Below are 16,343 nucleotides of genomic sequence, written 5' to 3' on the forward strand. Positions count from 1 at the left end.
TGACACCCTACGAGGCGCGCCCCCCACCGAATACTGCTGGGGATGCAAAGCAGCTATCGCTTAAATCGATGGCATGGACAGATTGCAAATCAGCCGTCGCACTTCACGGGAAGCACGAGTCAAGGGGCGCCGGGGCGATTCGACCAGCACGACAAAGCGCTCCAACACAGGCTCGATAATGCGCGATGAAACCAGCCGTTGATCCAGCGAGCCCGGCAGCACAGAGGCAATCGCATAGCCTCCGCCTGCCGCGACGACCTCGTACTGGAGCTGGACCGAGTCGGCTTCCACGGCCACGCACAGCTCCACGCCTTGCTCGGCGGCCAAATGATCGAGCCTGGCCCTCAGCAGATGCGGTCGCCCTGGCACGACCAATGGCAGCCCCGATAGATTTTCCAGCGCAATATCTCGACTTCCGAACAGAGGATCAGCGGCAGGTCCTACCAGGTGCAGCGGTAGCCTGGCCAGCAGATGGGCTTGGCCGATGCTCGCCTCGCTCTCACGCAGCACCAGCGCCATATCCAGACGACCATCGTGCAACTGCTCTTCGAGTTGAGCGCTCGCGCCCTCGATCAGGTGCAATCTCACACCGGGCATCTGGGCACGCACCGCAGCAAAAAGCGTCCCCGCAAACCGACGCACCGCGGAGGGCAACATACCCACGACCACCTCTCCCACCGGTTTGCCACGCAGGTTGCGAATGTCATCGGCAAGGCTTTCAGCGTTCGCCAGAAGATCCGATATACAGGGCAGCAGCTGCTCGCCAAACTCGGTCAGCACCACCCCGCGCCCGGTGCGATGGAACAGGCGTTCGCCACATTGCGATTCGAGCAGGGCAATATTGCGACTCACCATGGACTGCGGCATGTCCAGCAGCACGGCTGCTTTGCTGAGACTGCCAGCCGCCACGACCCGGACGAACAAAGTCCAGCGGGGATCGATGATGGTGAGCGCCGTGGCAGTAGGCTGCGTGGCCGTGTCCGGCACCGGGTAGCTCTGGTTATCCGTCATGTCATCAACTCTTGGCGGGCCTGGTGCAAGTATTCGCGACTGTCCTGGAGATGCAGGCGCATCGCAGCACGTGCGCATTCAGCGTCCTGATGGAAGATCGCCTGGTAAATCTGTTCGTGCTCGCTTTGCATGCGCTGCTCGTAATGCTGAGGCTCATCGTGAAACAGGCGCGCGGAATCCAGTCGGCTGCGCGGGATGATGACCTCGCCCAGGTTGAGCAGTGTGCTGGCGATGTAGGGGTTGCCGGTCGCCTGGGCAATGCCAAAATGGAATTGAAAATCCAACGCCGCCCGATCATTGACGCTGACATCCGGCTGCCCGAGCTGATCGAGAAGAGCCCGTAACCCCGTCAACTGATCCGGGTTGCGTCGCTGGGCCGCCAGCCCGACGGCTTCTACCTCAAGACCGATCCGAAACTCCATGATCGCCAGCGAATCGGTGATGAGACCGATCGTCGACGGGTCGATGAAGGCCCCCAACGACAGGGCGCTACCGCGTACAAAGGTCCCGATACCGTGGCGTGTCTCAACCATTCCGGCAGCCTGTAGACGCGACATGGCCTCGCGCACCACGGTCCTGCTGACCCCATGCTCCAGCATGAGGGCCGACTCGGTGGGCAACTGTTCACCGCCACGCAGCCGTCCCTCGACAATGTGCTCCGACAGCAGCGCCTCAAGCCCCTGGGACAGGCTACCGCGCTTTTTTTCACCGGCCGCTGGCGCGCTCATTCCTCGAAAATCGCGACGGCGCGGACGAAGCCGGCCGAAGCGTGCCTGATCTTGTAGGGAAAGCAGGACACCTGGAAACCATGGGCCGGTAGGCATTCCAGGTTGGCCAGTTTTTCCATCTGGCCGTAGCCGATGTCGCGTCCGGCCTTGTGGCCTTCCCAGATGATCGAGGCATCGCCCGTGGCGGCGAAGCGTTCGCGTGTGTACTTGAACGGCGCATCCCAGCTCCAGGCATCGGTGCCGACCACGCGCACGCCGCGCTCCAACAAGTACAACGTGGCCTCACGGCCGATGCCGACCCCGGCGTCCAGGTACCCTGGCTGGCCGAACAGCGCACCGGCACGGGTGTTGACCAGGACAATGTCCAGCGGCCGTAGAACATGGCCAATACGCTCCAACTCGGCTTGCACTTGGGCAGCGTTGACCACATGACCATCTGGCAAATGACGAAAGTCCAGCTTCACGCCCGGTTGCAGGCACCAGTCCAACGGCAACTCGTCGATGCCAAACGCCGGCTTGCCACCGTCCGTGGTCGAGGCGTAGTGCCAAGGGGCGTCCATGTGCGTACCGCTGTGCGTGGTGATCTGCAGGCGCTCGGCCGCCCAGGATTCGTCACCGGGCAGTTGCGCCTTGGACAGGCCGGGAAACATCGCGGCCATCTCCGGCCAACCTTGCTGATGGTCCATGTAGTCGATTCTCGGCAGCAATGGCGGCGGATCGGTGTAGGGATTGTTGTCCAGGGTCACGGACAGGTCCACCAGGCGGCGTTTAGTTGATTGCATTTTCACTCACTCCAAGTCCCACCCGCCCACGCGCACGACGCGTCGGGGTGGCAGCGTTCAAACTGTTACGTATCAAGGCGCCAGCCGAGCCGTCATGGCGAAAGCCAAGGGCGCGGGCCAGAGGGGTTTTCATTGCGGGGAAGTTGCCGAACAATGCTTGCAGTCCAGCGTCCGGTGCGAAGCTGATCAGCCCGCGGCGTTCCTGCCCGTAGACGGCGGCCAGGGCATCCATGACCTGGGCAATGGACAGGTGCAACAGCGGTAATTGCCAGACACGTGACTCGCCAAGCTCAACGGCGGGCAGTTCGGCGGCCCGCAGCAGGTTATCCACGCAACACCGCACGGACATCCACCACGCCTGCGCCTGGGGCGACACCGGGCAGCAATACGGTTCACCTTGAGCAAAGGCGTGCAGCAGGTCGCTCATGAACGCCGAGCGCAGGCCGTTGGGTTCACGTGGACGGGCGACAATGCCCGGCAGGCGCACGGCCCGACCGTCCACCTCGCCCCGTCGGGCAAGGTCGTTGATCGCCATTTCCACCATCGCCTTGTGCGCCCCGTAACTCAACTGCGGGTGCGGCACGGCGCGCTCATCCATGCGGGCCGGCAGGTCGCCGCCGTACACCGCCACGCTGCTGGCATACACCAGCACCGGCACGCCAGGCTGTTGGCGCAACTGGTCAAGCAACTCCAGGCTTGCCAACAGGTTGATCTGATAGCCCAGTGAATAATGCTGCTCGGCCGCGCCACCTGGAATGCTGACCAAGTGAAAAACCACATCGATGCCATCGGCCAAGGCGCGGCGCAATAGCGCGGCGTCGGTGACACTGCCGCAATGCTGGCGCAGGCGTTTATCCTCAGCAAACCCCACCAATTCCTTGTCCAGCAAGATCAACGCGCTGATCGGCCGGCCGCGCAACTCATTGGTCTGGAGCAATCGTTTCACCAGCGCCCGGCCAACAAAACCATTGGCTCCGGTAATCATCACGCGCATGGGAGGCCTCCGCGCACGACACACTGGTCTATCGCCCCGAACACCGACTGCCCTTGCAGATCGAAGACCTCCATGCGCACGCGGTCGCCAAAGCGCATGAAGGACGTCCGTGGCGCACCGTGCTCGATCATCTCAACGGCACGACGTTCGGCGATGCAGGCCGCGCCCACCGTGGGGTCGGCATTGGAAACCGTGCCGGAACCGATCACGCAGCCAGCCCTGAGACGCCGGGTCAGCGCTGCGTGGGCGATCAATTGATGAAAGCCGAAATGCATGGCACCACCGTGTGCATGACCGAACCACTGGCCGTTCCACTCGACCCTCAGCGGCAGGTGCACCCGCCCGTCGCGCCAGCCTTCGCCCAACTCGTCGGGGGTGATTGCCACCGGGGCGAAACTTGACGAGGATTTGGCCTGGATAAACCCGAAGCCCGTCTTCATCTCTCGGGGTGCAAGTGCGCGCAAGCTGACGTCGTTGACTTGCACAATGAGCCGAATATGGTCGACGGCGTCTTGTGCCGAGCAACCCATGGGAACCTCATCGACCACCACGGCGAATTCACCTTCGAAGTCGATGCCATGGGTTTCACTGGGCAGCACGATGTCATCGCGAGCACCGAGGAAGTCATCGCCGCAGCCCTGGTACATCAGCGGCGTGTGCTCGACACCTTCAATCGGGTCCAGCGAAAACGCTTTCTGCATCCGCTCGCCATGGCTGAGAAACGATGAGGCATCCAGCCACTGCCAGGCACGCGGCAAGGGTGCGGCGGCTTGTTGCGGATCAAAGGCGAAGGCCCCGGCCAGCGAGCCTTCGTTCAGGACGTCATAGCGAGCGCGCAAAGCGGCTTCAACCCGCGGCCAATGCTCGATGGCCTCCTGCAGTGTCCCGGCGATGTCACTGGCCTCCACCGCCCAGGCCAGGTCGCGCGACACCACCAGCAGGCGACCGTCACGATTGTGATCTTTCAGGGTGCTGAGCTTCATGCCGGTTCTCCTTGCAGCTCGGGGGCGAAGCGACCATCGAGCAGCACAAACAGCATGCGCGCCATCTGCTCGGTGCGATTGCTCCAGGCGTGGTTGGTGCCGCGCTGCACGACGATGTCACCGCGTTTGAGATGCACCTCCTCACCATCGAGCACCAGCCAGACCTCGCCCTCGGTGACCACGCCGTAGTCCAGCGTTTCGGTACGGTGCATCAGCTTGTGCTTGGAGTCCGCCTGCCCTGTACCGGCATGAGCCTGGCCAATTTCGGCGAAGGCGGCCGCGGCATCCTCGGCGCTGACTTGGTTCTGCACGCTGTCGGGCGGAATATCCACCACGCGAATGACGCTGCCCAATGGTGCGGGGCTCAGTTGAAGCGGCTTGTTGGTGGGGTCGTCGCCGTTATCCAGCACGGCCGGGCTGGCACCACTGTTCCAGATCTCATGGAAGACCGTACCGGGCACGGCCTTGAGGGGGAAGCTGTTGGGCGTTGGTCCGCTGAGCGCGACCACCGCCTGGCCCTGGGCATCGTGCCCGGTGACCACGCGTTTGAAACCAGGAAGCTGTTGCATGTTCGAGTCCTCAATCAGTTGGCGAAACGCGCCAGCGGGTATCGATGAATTCATGAGAAAACCTTAAAGATCGAGCACCAGCCGCGCGCTCCTCGCGCGCGAGCAGCAAGGCGTGAACTGGTCGTTGCGGGCCCGCTCGGCATCGGTCAGGAACATGTCGCGATGCTCCGGCTCGCCGTCCAGCACGCGCGTGATGCAGGTGCCGCAGATGCCCTGTTCGCAAGACAACGGGATGTCGATGCCGGCCTCCAGCAGCACCTGGGCGACGCTGAGCGTGGCCGGCACTTGGAAACACTGTCCGGTGCTGGCCAGTTGCACCTCGAAACCGCCCGCCTCGCTGGCCGGCGCAGCGGCGGCGGTAAAGTACTCACGGTGCAGTTGCGCTTCGGCCCAGCCCTGCGCGCGCGCCGTGCCGAGAACGTGTTCCATGAAACCGTTGGGGCCACAGACATACAGGTGGCGGTCGGCGGCTGGCCCGGACAGAACCCGACCGGCGTCGAGACGCTGGACCTCCTCGCCATCGTCCATATGAACCTGCACGCAAGCGGCGAATGTCGAACGGCGGATGTACTCGATAAAGGCCATGCGCCCGGCCGAGCGACCGCAATAGTGCAGTTCGAAAGGCGCGCCGATCCGCGCCAGGCGCTCGGCCATGCAGAGGATCGGCGTGATGCCGATACCGCCGGCGAACAGCACGCTGTACCCCGCCCCATGCTCAAGCGGGAACAGGTTGCGTGGCTCGCTGATGCGCAGCCGACTACCTTCGTGCACCTGTTGGTGCATGGCCTGCGAACCGCCGCGAGACGCCGGGTCGAGCAACACGCCCAACAGGTAGCGGTGGCGTTCTTCGGGGTGATTGCACAGCGAGTACTGGCGCACCAGGCCATTGGGCAGGTGCACGTCGATATGCGAGCCGGCGCTGAAGGCAGGCAACATGGAATCTTCCGCTGGGGCCAGTTCGAAGCTGTAGATGCCTTCGGCTTCGAGGCGTTTGCCAGTGACGATGACTTCAATCATCACTTGGCACCCGCAGGCTGCTCAGCGGCAATCATGCGATCGAGTACACGCCGCGCGCGAACCGCTCCTGCGTCACCGATCAGCAGGACCGGCTTCAAGTCCCAGAACGATGCAGCGCCCATCATGCGCTGCTGCGCCTCGAGCATTGGCAAGTCTTCATCGGCAAAGGGCCGGCTGATCGCGGCCGCCTGCTCATCAGCGAATCTCTCGGCAAATTCGCCCATCGCCTTGGGGAAACAGACTGAGAACCAGTAGTGAGTCGTGGTCTCGGTCTCTGGAGTGAACAGATGCGGAATCGGTGTGGAAACACCCTGATCCCTGGGGAGCCCGGTCGCCACGGCGCCGGAAAACAGCAACATATTCGCCGGAGCATCCCAACGCACATCGATCCAACGGTCCACCGGTGTGCCCTGAGGAATGTTCCAGGCGGCGTACAGAAACTCCGGCATGATTTCCGCAACCGTCTGGCGGTTGGACCAAACGGTGTTGCCCTCCTCTTGCACGCTGGTCAACGCGCTCTTGACGCCATCGCCACCCAACGTAGACGGATGCAGAAACTCGATATGACTCAGGTCCATGATGTTGTCGGTTTCCAGCACGTAGTTGGCCCGCGCGTGCAGGTAGCGCTTGCCGACATACCAGTGGTCTTCATCCATGCAACTGAAATCCGGAATCAGCGTCGCATCGGCCAAGCGTGGATCACCCATCCAGATCCACAGCAGGCTGTAGCGTTCAACCAGCGGGTAGGCCTTGACCTTTGCCGCCTTGGGAATTGCACCATCGCCGTGGGGGTTATGCACACAGGTGCCACTGCCATCGAATTCCAGGCCGTGGTACGGACAACGCACCGCATCGCCCTTGAGGATTCCCATGCCCAGGGGCGCGAAACGGTGGGGGCAGCGATCGGCAATGGCTTGGGCGTTACCTTGGATGTCGCGGAAAAAAACCACGGGCTCATTAAGCAAGGTTCGTTGGAACAGCTCGCCAGCCTTGACCTCGTTACCCCAGGCGGCCGCGTACCAGACGTTGCGTAGAAAGCTCATCGCGATTCCTCTTTTCCATAACTTGATGACGGACTGGCTTGCGTCTGCGCGCGTTCGGCTTCAATCAATCGACGCAGAAGACGTCGACAGCGCACGGCCCCTGCATCGACTGGCAGCAACACAGGGCTGAGGCCAAGCAGTTCAACCTCGCCAATCTGGCGCTGTTGAGCCTCGACCATGGGTTTGTCTTCGCCGGCAAAAATGCCGATCAACATCTCCTGGACGAAGGCATTCAACTGCGCATTGTCTTGCTCGAAACTGCGCGTGTTGGCAAAGAAATAATGGGTGTTGGCCGCGTCCTGCGGCGTCATCAGATGCAGGTTCCATGTCACTGGTCCCTCGTCCCTGGGGCGCCCTGGCGCCGTGGCGCCACTGCCGAGCAGCATCAGGCCAGGTGCGTGCCAGATGACTTCGGCCCAGACGTCAGCCCGGCTTGGATCTTCAAGGTGAGCGCCGAACGCCGGTGGAGGCACATCATCCGGTGCCCACCAACTGATGCGGACGCGATCATGGGGCAGCTCCTCGATGGTGGCGCGGGTGCGTGACAACGCCCCGCCACCGAGCGTATCGGGGTGCAGGAAATCAACGTGGCTCAGGTCCATGATGTTGTCGGACAGCAGTTCGTAGTGCGCGCGCGTAGGCAAATACCCATGCCCCTTGGCGTGGGTTGGCGCCTCGTCGAGAAAGGAAAAATCAGGAATCAGCGCATTGTTGGCCAGGCTCGAATCACCCGGCCAGACCCAGATTGCCCCATGGCGCTCAGCGACCGCGAACGCACGAACACAGGCGGCCTTGGGGATATTCCCATCACCATGGGGATTGTGCGTACATTGGCCGCTGCCATCGAAACGCAAGCCGTGGTACGGGCATTGGACGCTGTCGTCGACAATCTTGCCCATGTGCAGCGGGGCAAAACGATGCGGGCAACGATCGGCGAGCGCCTGGATGACACCCTGGCTATTGCGAAAGAACACGATCGGTTGCTCGACGATGGTTCTGCCAAGCATGCCACCTTGCGCCAGCTCGTCCGCCCACCCAGCGATGTACCAGGTGTTGAGCAAATAACTCATGGTGTTCTCCTCATTGTTTTTATTGTTATGAAACGTCGAATGGGCAAGTCAGTGCTCAGGGTCTGCGGTAACCGCAGTGGGAAAAGCAGCCCCGCTGACCCGCAACCGAAGACAGGCCAGGGCCACTACGAGTTGAACGCCCGCGACAATTCCCAGTGCAGCGGGCAAGGCACCGATTACCCCACCGGTGATCGCCAGCACAACCAGCGGGCTGGCGAACTCACCGGCAAAGAACATCGCCGTGAAACCGCCGGCGGCGCGGCCGCGCTGCTGGAAATCGACCTGGGCCATGATCCAGGTGAGCAAGGTCGGCATCATCAGGCCGATGCCCAGTCCGTTGATCAGGACCGCGATCACCACCAGCCCGTGACTGTTGGCTACCGCCAGCAGCCCGCCACCCATCCCGGCCGCGACGAAGGCCAGGAGCATCTGCCGGTGCGCCGGCACACCGCTGAACAGACGGAAACTCAGGGCGCCGACCAGCACGCCGAATTGACTGGCGCCCATGGTCAAGCCGATCTGTTGCGAGCCTTCGACATGCAGCAGGTTGAGCAGATAACCCACTTGTACCGGCACGATGAACAGGCTCAAGCCCGCCAGGAAAGACAAGCCATACAACGGTGCCAAGGTGCGCCAGGGGAATGCCCTGCTCATCGCCTTCTTCTCGATGGCCGCATGCCCACGCGGCTCCCAGAGCAACCAGGCCATCAGCGGCAGGAACACCAGCCCCAGCCCATACAGGGCAAACGGGGTACGCCAGCCGTGCTCGCCGAGCACGCCACCGACGGCAATGAAGATCGCCGCCGACAACGACGTCGCGACCATTTGCAGGGCGAACATGCGTTCACGCCGAGCGCCGCTGTAGTAATCACCCATCATCGTGGTGCAGCAGGTCATGATCGCCGCCTCGGCCACGCCGATGCCGGCGCGGCTGATGACGATCGCCTGCAACGAATCCAGCCAGAACGGCAGCACGCCACAGACGGTGTAGAGGCACATCGCACCGATCAGCAACGGCTTGCGCCCGAGTCGGTCGGCGATGATTCCGGCGAAGGGTGCCAACAGGGCAATCATCAGCGCCGGTAGCGTCAGGGCGATGGGAACCAGCACCGCGACGCCCGGTGTGCCGGCGAAGTGTTCCTGCATGCGCGGCAGGATGGGGGCCAGCAGCACCGCACCGAGCACCGGCAGGCAACTGCCAAGCAAGAGCAACAGGGACTGCGGCAGCCGCGCCTGGCGTTCAACGTTCATCGCGCACCTCCGCAGGTTGCGCCGCGCAAAATGCCATGCCGAAGGCGCTCAGGCCGGCGATGAGGTCAAGCCATAGAGACTGCTGGAACAGATGCACACGAGACATGGGAAGTCCTTTCTTGTTGTTATGACGCGACGGGATGAGCGGCCGCCGTTGCCGTCTGATCGAGCCCCGGAGCCAGGCGCAGCGAATGTTTCACGCACGCCCCCTCCTCGGTTAAGGCAGGCGTCAGCGGCAAGCTGGTCGGATGGCTGGGTTCGGCCTCGGCCGGTCCCGTGCTCACACGCTTGCTCGGCAACAGGAAGTGAGCCAGGGCTGGCAACAAAACCAGCGCGCCGACCATGTTCCAAACGAACATGAAAGCCAGCAGCACGCCCATGTCGGCCTGGAACTTGATCGGCGAAAACATCCAGGTGGCCACGCCGATCGCCAGGGTCACACCGGTCAGCATCACCACCTTGCCGGTGGACAGCAGCGCCCGGTAATACGACTCCGACAGGCTGGTGCCTTGACGCATATGGCCGAGCAGGATGCTCATCACATACAGCGCGTAGTCGACGCCGATGCCCACGCCGAGGGCGATCACCGGCAGGGTCGCGACCTTGACGCCAATGTCCAGCCAGACCATCAAGGCTTCACAGAGGATCGAAGTGAGCATCAGCGGAATCACCGCGCACACCGTGGCGCGCCAGGAGCGGAAGGTGATCAGGCAGAGCAGGATCACCGCACCGTAGACCCAGAACAGCATTTCGCGGTTGGCCTGCTTGACCACAATGTTGGTCGCTGCCTCGATCCCGGCATTGCCCGCCGCCAGCAGAAACTGGACCTCGTCGGTATTGTTCGCGGCGGCAAATTGTTCGACGTGATCCACCAGGCCGCTGAGGGTTTGCGCCTTGTGGTCGGAAAGGTAGGTGTACAGGGTCAGCAGGCTGCAGTCTTCGTTGTACAACCCACGCGGCGCGCCGGCGGTGACCATGTTGAGCATCGCCTGGTTGTTCTGCAGCTCGTACCACTTCGGGCTGCCTTCGCTCAGGCCCACCAGCATCCGGCGATTGAGCAAGGCCAGGGAATTGGTCGAATCCACCCCTGGCAAGGTCCGCAACTGCCAGTCGAGGGCATCGACCTTGTTCAGGATGTCATAGCGCGAACAGGCGCTGGCAGGGGTCTTGATCATGACCGCGAACAAATCGCTGCTGGCGCCGTAATGCCGGGTCAGGAATGCATCATCCTGGTTGTAGCGCGAGTCGGCCCGCAGCTCGGGCGCGCCCGCATCCAAGTCACCGACTTTCAATTGCAGGCTGACCACGAAGCCGAGCGTCGCCAGCACTAGGCTCAAAGCGATGCACAACGCCGCCCACCGGCGCTGGGTGAACAGGTCGAGGAAGCGCCAGAACCCATGACGATGCTGGCCCGCTTGTTCGGCGTGCTCGCTTTTCAGGCTCAGTCGCGCCGCGCGACCGCTGACCCCGACATAGGAAAGCAATATCGGCAGCAGGATCAGATTGGTGAAGATCAGCACGGCTACGCCGATACTGGCGATCATCGCCAGGTCCTGGATCACCTGGATCTTGATGATCATCAGCACCGCGAAACCCACCGCATCACAGAGCAGCGCGGTGAGACCGGCAAGGAACAGGCGGCGGAAGGTAAAGCGTGCGGCGACCACCCGGTGCATGCCGCGCCCGATGTCCTGCATGATGCCGTTCATCTTCTGCGCCCCATGGCTCATGCCAATGGCAAACACCAGGAACGGCACCAGCACCGAATAGGGGTCCAGTTGATAATTCAGCAGCGGCAGCAAGCCGAGCTGCCAGACCACCGCCACCAATGAGCAGAACACCACCAACAGAGTGCTGCGAATGCAGCGGGTGTACCAATACAGCACCACCGTGGTGATCAGGATCGCCACGGCGAAGAAGATCAGGATCTGCCGCAGGCCGGCAATCAGGTCACCGACTTTCTTGGCGAAACCGGTGATGCGGATGTCGATGTTGTCGCTCTGGTATTGGCTGCGCAACGACTCCAGTTGTTGCGACAGCCGGGTGTAGTCCAATGGTCGGCCATCGGGGGTGCGCTGCAGCAGCGGTACCTGGATGATGCTCGAAGCCTGGTCGAACGCCACCAACTGACCAATTTCGTTGGACAGCTGCACATTGCGCCGCAAGGCCGCAAGGCTCGCAGTGCCGCCATCGTAGTTATCCGGAATGACCGGCCCACCCTCCAGACCCGCTTCTGTCACCGCGACCCAGCGTGTGGCGGGCGTCCATAACGACTTCATGTAGGCGCGATCGACACCGGGGAGCAGGTAGATCTTGTCGCTCAATGCCTGCAAGGTCTTGAGGTAGTCAGCGTCATAGATCTCGCCCCGCTTGTTGACCACGGCGATGCGCACCGCATTACCCAGCCCGCTCAACTCCTTCTGGTGCTCAAGGTAGTTGGCGATATAGGGGTGATGGGTGGGAATCATTTTTTCGAAACTGGCATTGAGCTCGACACGGCTGGACTGCCAACCCAGCACCAGCGTGGTCGCAAGGCACAGCAGCAACACCCACAGACGATGGTTGAACAATGCGCGTTCGAGCACCGAGCCGGAACACGGATCAAAGTCATCGAACGCATTCGCAGGGGACTGGAAAAACTTACCAGGGGACGTCATAACCTCACTCCGAAGCGGCAGTGGCTGGCTGCGCGAGACGCTGCAGCCCGGTGAAACCGGCAACGATCAGGCTGCCATCGGCGGCCTCGATCACACTTGAAACAGGCTTGCCCAAGGGTTTGCCCAGTGGCAGCAGCGCCGCTCCGGTCTGCTCGCTGTTGCGGAACAGCATGCCGCCCTGGTTGACCAGCAGCAGTTGGCCATCGTCCAGGCGAGTGGCGTCGTTGAAGGAAATCGGCACGGGAACGGACAGGCGCTGGAAGCTTGCGCCAGCATCGTTGGAAACAAAGGCGTTGCCCTTCAGGCCGGCGACGAGCAACGCGCCATCGGCACGACTCTGCAGGGTGAAGAAACTGCCTTCGTAAGGACTGTCCAACTGGCTGAACGATGTCGCGTCGTCGTCCGACCGCGCCAGGTAGCCCTGCTCGCCCGCCAGGAACCAACGCGGGCCCTGGCGACTGATCGCGTACAAGTGCAAGCCGTTCGGGTTGGCGATATGCCCCATCATCGAGTGCCAGGTGGCACCGCCGTCGGTGGTCTGTAGCGCCACACCATAGGCACCGACGATCAACCCGCGGTGCGCATCGACGAATTCCAGCGCCAGGAAAGGTTTGTCTGGACCATCGGCGGCAAGACGCTCGGCATTTTGTACCCGGATCATGGCGGCATCCGGGTCGGCAGCGGTGGCTTGGTCAGCCTTGGCGGCGTCCAGTTCCAGCTGTGCCACCCGCACGCCGTCGAGCTGCAGCGTCCAGTGCTCACCACCATCGAGCGTCGCCAGCACCACGCCCGCGTGGCCGACTGCCCAACCCCTTTGCGCATCCACGAAGCGCACTGCTGTCAGGCTGACCGAAACCGGTACTGAAGCCTGGCGCCAGCTCTGCCCGTTATCGTCGGAAAACACCACCAGGCCGCGTTCACCCACTGCCACCAGACGTGTGCCAGCCCGCGCCAGATCGATCAATACGCCGTTCTGCGCAGCCGGTACCCCCATGGCCGGGGTATTGAGCGGCACGCCCACCGCAGCCGGCCCGGCCAGGCACTTACTCGTGGCGAAGGGCAAATACAGGGCCAAGAGCAATGCGCTCGCCTGACTGATTCTGTTCATAACCTACCTCGGACAAACACTCGTATCCCAAGGGCAGCCCCACAGGCCTGCCCTTCACGCTCAGCTCAGACTCAACGCACGCCGCGCCCCGCCATCGCCGCTGGCGAGAACTCCGAAGCCTTGTAGCGATCAACCGCGCGATACTGGTCCGGCAACCCGGCATAGAGGTTCTGGATAAACCACGCACCGGAGGTCAGGTCGTAGAAACCGGAAGACAGTTGCACCAGGCCTGGCAGGTCGGGCAGCACGGAAGGCAGCGACCAGAGGGTCTTGGCCAGTTGGCCGCTGGCATCCCAACGGTCGCCGAGCAGGGCTTGCCAGGTGTCCTCGTCGAGGTAGTAGCGGCCCTTGGGCAACTGGTGGCGCTTGCCGGCGGCCACCGTGGACTCGACCACCCAGACGCGGTGCAACTCCCAGCGCACGTAATCGGGGTTCAGATGGTGCTTGCCCAGCAGGTCCTGCGGTTGGGCAGCGTTCTGCACCTTGTTGGTGTTGTAGGGGACGTAGATCTCCTGCTTGCCTACCAATTTCCAGTCGAACCGGTCCGTACGCCCGCCCCACACGCTCAACTCATCGAAGGACATGACCCCGGCGGTAGACGGCGTCGGCGTGTCGCAGCAAGCGTTGGGCAACGTGCGCACCCGGCGCTGGCCGCTCAGGTAGACATGGGCCTGGGATTTGTCGCCGTTGATGTTTTCACGCCCGAGGATCTGCTCGCCGGCACGAATCGCCGGGCCGAGATTGACAAAGTGCACCTGCCAGTAGTCGCCCGAGTAGTTTTCAGGGCCGCCCTCCTGGAAGTAGTAGGGCATTTCCTGGGTCAACAGGCCGTCGCTGGTCATCACCTGGTTGCCGTCGGCCGTCATCAGATAATGGCGAAAATGCCCCGCCACCGAAGTGCCGCGCCAGTTCAACACGTGGTTCCAGATGGCTTCGGTGCCGTTCCGTGGAATCGGAAACGGGATCCCGCCATAAGCACCGTCGGGAATCAGGCCGGCGCTGCTGTCGACGAGTTTGGCGCGGGTGGCATTCTTGAGCGTGTTGTCATAGACCCACTGCGGCGCGGCCGCCGTGCGCCGGGTCGGATAGACGTCGATGCGATAGGTGTCCGGGAAACGCTTGAACAGTTCCTTGGTGCCGTCGCTGAGCTTGTCGGCGTACTTGGCCAGGTTCTGGGCAGTGATGCTGTACAAGGGTTTGTCCGCGGCAAACGGATCGCCACGTTTGCCGCCCGGAACATAGGCCGGATCGACCTTGGTGTAGCCGCCATCCCAAGCCGGAATACTGCCATCGGCATTGCCGGCTTTCTCGGCACCGAAGGGCGTCAGGGTCTTGCCCAGCTCGGCCGCTTGTTCGGCGCTGGCGGCCAGGGCCATCGGCGCGGCGGCGGCCAGCAGGGTTAAGCACAAGGCCTTTAGAGTGAACTGAATGGTCATGCGCAAATCCTCTTAGAACGTGGTCTTGACGGAGAAAGCCAGGTAGTCCCGGTCCTTCAACGATTGCTTGTAATTGAACTGGTTGGCGGCGTTGAGGCTGGTGTCCTCGGGACCGTAGAAGTGGGTGTAGGTCAGCCCCACGGTCACTTGGTCCAGGTAGGTGGCGGAGACGCCGATGTTCATGTCCCCTCCTCTGTCGGGGCCGAACCCGCCGATCACCGCCGACTTGCCCATGGGGAAGTAGCTGATGCCCACCGGCACGCTGATATCGACGCCAGGGAAAAACTGGCGATAGGTGGGCGTGTACACCAGCTTCAAGCCCAGGCCGTCATCGGTGGCGTTAGGGTCCAGGGCGGCGCGATTCCTGGTCACGGCCAGCAGGCGGTTCCAGGCGATCTCACCTACCAGGCTGGCTTCATTGGCGACGAAAGAAGGGCCCAGCGAAGCCAGGACGTTGAGGTTGACGTGGGCCGTGCGGCCAACCGCGTAGAGGGCGTCATCGTTGTTGTCCGCGTCGACGCCCGGCAGGACGGTCTGGGCGTTGGACACCAGCGGCATGTTCCAGCGCATCGATGCCTCGCCGGCAAAGCTGTACTCGTCCACGGAGGTCGCGAAACTGGCGCCCAGGACACGGATGTCTTCCGGGTAGACCCAGGAGTATTCACCGACTTGCCCGGTACTGAAGTTCGGCCCGGTGGCATTCGGTTTCAAATACAACGAGGGCGTCTTCTCGTGATACTGCAGCGCATACAGGCCGTAATCCGTCGTCCCGGTGTTGTACTTGAGCTGCAGACCGCCTTGGCCGGAACTCCTGGCTTTCTTGTCCTTGCCATGGAAAAACGCGGCCGGGCTGTTGGCATTACCGCCCAGGAAATCCGGGAACGGCCCGCCGGTGATCAGCCTTTCATTGCCGTCGCCGATAGTATCGCTGGTGGAGAAATAGCTACCGGCGCCCGGCAAGCGGGTAGCTTCCCACTCCAGTTGGTAGAAGGCGCCTAATGACACGTCGTCGGTCAGTTGGTAGGCGGTCGAGAGCTGGTTGACCGGCCGGGTGATTTCCTTGAACTGCGTGTTGGGCACCGACTGCGCCTTGACCACGTCCACCGGTGCCATGGCCCCGGCAATGCCGTTGCCGCCGAAGAACAGGCTCTCGCCCCAGATCAGGCCGTGACGCCCGGCGCGAACCGACAAGGTACGGTCGGCCAGCTCACCGTTCCAGTAGACGAAGGCATCCAGCAGTTCACCGTCACCTCCATGCAGTTGACGGGTGTCGCTGGTGAACTCGTCGAAGCCCACCGAACGCTGGTTGGCACTGGCCGCGTCGTTGTTGTCGTTGCGGTCCTGGTAGACAGTGTCGTACCAGGCGGCACCGCTCAGACGCGCACCGAAGTTGTGAAAGCCGATGTCCAGCTCGGAAAGAATATCCAGCCGATTGGAGATCAACCCCTTGCCGAAGTTGTGATCGCCGTCATTCTGGTTCAGCGCCGTCTGCCCCTCGCTGAGCTTGCTGCTGGGGTCCTTCAGGCGCCAGGCCGCGCTGTACTTCAGCGTGTTGTCCCAGCGCAAGCTGAGATCGGGATTGCCGGTGTCGATCTGGAAGGCCTGGGCAGCCGACGCACCAAGCCCCAGGCTGGCCGCAAGGGTCAGGGTGAAAGGGACGCGCCGCGACGCAGCGATCTTGCGAGTAGCCATCG

The 16,343-nt window shown here is 62.6% G+C and carries 14 protein-coding genes; all 14 read right to left on the minus strand.

Annotated features, from left to right (window positions below):
- Positions 1–60: 60 nt before the first annotated feature.
- Complete coding sequence (locus HU767_RS09275; RefSeq protein WP_186729367.1) at positions 61–1,011, minus strand: LysR family transcriptional regulator; 951 nt, start codon at positions 1,009–1,011, stop codon at positions 61–63.
- Positions 1,008–1,739 carry a FadR/GntR family transcriptional regulator gene (locus HU767_RS09280; RefSeq protein ID WP_186729368.1) on the minus strand — a complete coding sequence of 244 codons (732 nt, stop codon included), beginning with the start codon at positions 1,737–1,739 and terminating at the stop codon, positions 1,008–1,010. The genes HU767_RS09275 and HU767_RS09280 overlap by 4 nt, the downstream gene beginning before the upstream one ends.
- Positions 1,736–2,521 (minus strand): cyclase family protein, encoded by a 786-nt coding sequence (locus HU767_RS09285; RefSeq protein ID WP_186706222.1) that lies wholly within the window; start codon positions 2,519–2,521, stop codon positions 1,736–1,738. The genes HU767_RS09280 and HU767_RS09285 overlap by 4 nt, the downstream gene beginning before the upstream one ends.
- Positions 2,508–3,515 (minus strand): NAD-dependent epimerase/dehydratase family protein, encoded by a 1,008-nt coding sequence (locus tag HU767_RS09290; protein ID WP_186729369.1) that lies wholly within the window; start codon positions 3,513–3,515, stop codon positions 2,508–2,510. Before HU767_RS09290 ends, HU767_RS09285 begins: the two co-directional genes overlap by 14 nt.
- Positions 3,506–4,498, minus strand: a complete 993-nt coding sequence (locus HU767_RS09295) for a fumarylacetoacetate hydrolase family protein (protein ID WP_186729370.1) — start codon at positions 4,496–4,498, stop codon at positions 3,506–3,508. The genes HU767_RS09290 and HU767_RS09295 overlap by 10 nt, the downstream gene beginning before the upstream one ends.
- Positions 4,495–5,067 (minus strand): cupin domain-containing protein, encoded by a 573-nt coding sequence (locus HU767_RS09300; RefSeq protein ID WP_186706219.1) that lies wholly within the window; start codon positions 5,065–5,067, stop codon positions 4,495–4,497. The genes HU767_RS09295 and HU767_RS09300 overlap by 4 nt, the downstream gene beginning before the upstream one ends.
- A 63-nt stretch (positions 5,068–5,130) precedes the next feature.
- Positions 5,131–6,084 carry a PDR/VanB family oxidoreductase gene (locus HU767_RS09305; protein ID WP_186729371.1) on the minus strand — a complete coding sequence of 318 codons (954 nt, stop codon included), beginning with the start codon at positions 6,082–6,084 and terminating at the stop codon, positions 5,131–5,133.
- On the minus strand, positions 6,084–7,127 hold the full coding sequence (locus HU767_RS09310; protein WP_186729372.1) for an aromatic ring-hydroxylating dioxygenase subunit alpha: 1,044 nt from the start codon (positions 7,125–7,127) through the stop codon (positions 6,084–6,086). The genes HU767_RS09305 and HU767_RS09310 overlap by 1 nt, the downstream gene beginning before the upstream one ends.
- Entirely contained in the window at positions 7,124–8,197 is a 1,074-nt protein-coding gene (locus HU767_RS09315) for an aromatic ring-hydroxylating dioxygenase subunit alpha (RefSeq protein ID WP_186729373.1), read from the minus strand. The genes HU767_RS09310 and HU767_RS09315 overlap by 4 nt, the downstream gene beginning before the upstream one ends.
- A gap of 48 nt (positions 8,198–8,245) precedes the next feature.
- Positions 8,246–9,448: an MFS transporter gene (locus HU767_RS09320; RefSeq protein WP_186729374.1), complete on the minus strand. Its 1,203-nt coding sequence runs from the start codon at positions 9,446–9,448 to the stop codon at positions 8,246–8,248.
- 125 nt (positions 9,449–9,573) lie between these two features.
- The gene (locus HU767_RS09325; protein WP_186729375.1) at positions 9,574–12,105 is read right to left on the minus strand and encodes an MMPL family transporter; all 2,532 of its coding nucleotides are present in this window, start codon (positions 12,103–12,105) and stop codon (positions 9,574–9,576) included.
- A 4-nt stretch (positions 12,106–12,109) separates the two neighbouring features.
- A complete protein-coding gene (locus tag HU767_RS09330; RefSeq protein WP_186729376.1) occupies positions 12,110–13,213 on the minus strand; it encodes a YCF48-related protein in 1,104 nt (367 codons plus the stop codon).
- 71 nt (positions 13,214–13,284) lie between these two features.
- A complete protein-coding gene (locus HU767_RS09335; protein WP_186729377.1) occupies positions 13,285–14,649 on the minus strand; it encodes a DUF1329 domain-containing protein in 1,365 nt (454 codons plus the stop codon).
- 12 nt (positions 14,650–14,661) lie between these two features.
- The gene (locus tag HU767_RS09340) at positions 14,662–16,341 is read right to left on the minus strand and encodes a DUF1302 domain-containing protein (protein ID WP_186706211.1); all 1,680 of its coding nucleotides are present in this window, start codon (positions 16,339–16,341) and stop codon (positions 14,662–14,664) included.
- Positions 16,342–16,343 lie beyond the last annotated feature (2 nt).

It is taken from the genome of Pseudomonas sp. SWRI179 (genome assembly GCF_014268705.1).
Lineage (GTDB): Bacteria > Pseudomonadota > Gammaproteobacteria > Pseudomonadales > Pseudomonadaceae > Aquipseudomonas > Aquipseudomonas zanjanensis.